The organism is Dyadobacter sp. HNCC25DJ186 (genome assembly GCF_056895235.1).
The window spans coordinates 1-2,888 of record NZ_JBXHAS010000034.1; the positions used below are offsets into that span (position 1 = coordinate 1).

Consider the following 2,888-nt stretch of genomic DNA (forward strand, 5'->3'; position numbering starts at 1 on the left):
ACATTACCACACAAAGGTGCGGTAACGAGTTCATTGACATATTGAGAAGCAAAAGAGAATAAGATAAATAACATGTAAGCGAATTAAGGGCGCATGGAGGATACCTAGGCTCTCAGAGGCGATGAAGGACGTGATAAGCTGCGATAAGCCACGGGGATCAGCACATATGACTTGATCCGTGGATTTCCGAATGGGGCAACCCAGTACCATGAAGTGGTATTACCCTACGGGGGGCGAACGTGGGGAACTGAAACATCTAAGTACCCACAGGAGAAGAAAATAATAATGATTGCGCAAGTAGTGGCGAGCGAACGCGCAGGAGCCCAAACCGGCCTGGTTACGGCCAGACCGGGGTTGTAGGACTCACCAAGTGTATAATAATTGAACTGGAATGGCGTGGGAAAGCCAATCGTAGAGGGTGAGAATCCCGTACAGGTAAGAGCGTTATATGAGTGAGTATCCTGAGTAGGTGGGGACCGGAGAAATCCCCTTCGAATCCGGCGGCACCATCCGCCAAGGCTAAATACTCCTGAGAGACCGATAGTGAACGAGTACCGTGAGGGAAAGGTGAAAAGTACCGCGAGCAGCGGGGTGAAATAGAACTTGAAACCATGCGCTTACAAGCGGACGGAGCCTTCGGGTGACGTCGTGCCTTTTGCATAATGAGCCTACGAGTTACGGTCACTGGCGAGGTTAATTCACTGAAGTGAAGGAGCCGAAGCGAAAGCGAGTCTGAAATGGGCGATTAGTCAGTGGCTGTAGACGCGAAACTTGGTGATCTACCCTTGGTCAGGTTGAAGCGCTGGTAACACATCGTGGAGGACCGAACCGGTAAACGTTGAAAAGTTTTCGGATGAACTGAGGGTAGGGGTGAAAGGCCAATCAAACTGAGAAATAGCTCGTACTCCCCGAAATGTTTTTAGGAACAGCGTCGTGGTTGAGTCATGGTCAGGTAGAGCTACTGATAGGGCTAGGGGGAGTCAAATCCTACCAAACTCTGACAAACTCCGAATGGGCTATGATATACACGGCAGTGAGGGCTGGGGTGCTAAGGTCCCAGTCCGAGAGGGGAACAACCCAGAGCATCAGCTAAGGTCCCAAAATATATGCTAAGTTGAACTAAGGGGGTCCGACTGCAGAGACAGCCAGGATGTTAGCTTGGAAGCAGCTATACATTTAAAGAGTGCGTAACAGCTCACTGGTCGAGCGGGGCGGGCATCGATAATAAACGGGCATCAAGCATATTACCGAAGCTATGCGATAGTAATTTATTACGATCGGTAGGGGAGCATTCTCACAGGGGTGAAGGTTTGGCGTAAGCCGGGCTGGACTGGTGAGAAAAGCAAATGTAGGCATAAGTAACGATAATGCGGATGAGAAATCCGCACACCGAAAGACTAAGGATTCCTCCGCTATGCTAATCAACGGAGGGTTAGGCGGGGCCTAAGGTATAGCCGAAGGGCGATTACCGATGGACAGCAGGTTAATATTCCTGCCCCTGCGTTCAGTGTGAAGAAATGACGGAGCCGTGTGGTATGTACGTACTGACGGAATAGTGCGTTGAGCAGAGCCTACGGGCGAAGCGAACATGCGAAACAGCTTCCAAGAAAAGTTTCTGAAACATCAGCTGAATGCAGCCCGTACCGTAAACCGACACAGGTAGTCGAGAAGAATATTCTAAGGTGCTCGAGTGAATCACGGCTAAGGAACTCGGCAAATTAACCCTGTAACTTCGGGAGAAGGGGAGCCTCCTCGCAAGAGAGGCCGCAGAGAAATGGCCCAGGCGACTGTTTAGCAAAAACACAGGGCTCTGCCAAAACGCAAGTTGACGTATAGGGCCTGACACCTGCCCGGTGCTGGAAGGTTAAGAGGGGATGTCAGCCGCAAGGTAAAGCATTGAATCGAAGCCCCAGTAAACGGCGGCCGTAACTATAACGGTCCTAAGGTAGCGAAATTCCTTGTCGGGTAAGTTCCGACCTGCACGAATGGTGTAACGATCTGGGCACTGTCTCGGCCGTGAGCTCGGTGAAATTGTAGTAGCGGTGAAGATGCCGCTTACCCGCCACGGGACGGAAAGACCCCGTGCACCTTTACTATAGCTTTGCATTGTTTTCGGGTCAGGGATGTGTAGGATAGGTGGGAGGCTTTGAAGCGGTGTCGCCAGGCATCGTGGAGCCAACGTTGAAATACCACCCTTCGCTGGCCTGGGATCTAACTGCTCAAAGAGCAGGACCGTGCATGGTGGGTAGTTTGACTGGGGTGGTCGCCTCCAAAAGTGTAACGGAGGCTTCCAAAGGTCTGCTCAACACGCTTGGTAACCGTGTGTGGAGTGCAATAGTACAAGCAGGCTTGACTGTGAGACCGACGGGTCGAGCAGGTGGGAAACCAGGGTATAGTGATCCGGTGGTTCTGTATGGAAGGGCCATCGCTCAAAGGATAAAAGGTACGCCGGGGATAACAGGCTGATCTCCCCCAAGAGCTCACATCGACGGGGAGGTTTGGCACCTCGATGTCGGCTCGTCACATCCTGGGGCTGGAGAAGGTCCCAAGGGTTGAGCTGTTCGCTCATTAAAGTGGCACGCGAGCTGGGTTCAGAACGTCGTGAGACAGTTCGGTCCCTATCTGTGGTGGGCGTAGGAAGATTGACGGGGGCTGCCCTTAGTACGAGAGGACCGGGGTGGACCCACCGCTGGTGAATCGGTTGTCCCGCCAGGGGCATGGCCGAGTAGCTATGTGGGGAATAGATAAGCGCTGAAAGCATCTAAGTGCGAAACTAGCCCGAAGATGAATCTTCCACACAAGGGTCGTTGTAGACTACGACGTTGATAGGCTGCAGGTGTACGTGTAGAAATACATTCAGCTGAGCAGTACTAATTACCCAACAGCTT

General features: G+C 52.1%; 1 rRNA gene. It reads left to right on the top strand.

Annotated features, from left to right (window positions below):
• Window positions 1-80: 80 nt before the first annotated feature.
• A 23S ribosomal RNA gene (locus AC1XUO_RS29540) occupies window positions 81-2,888 on the top strand.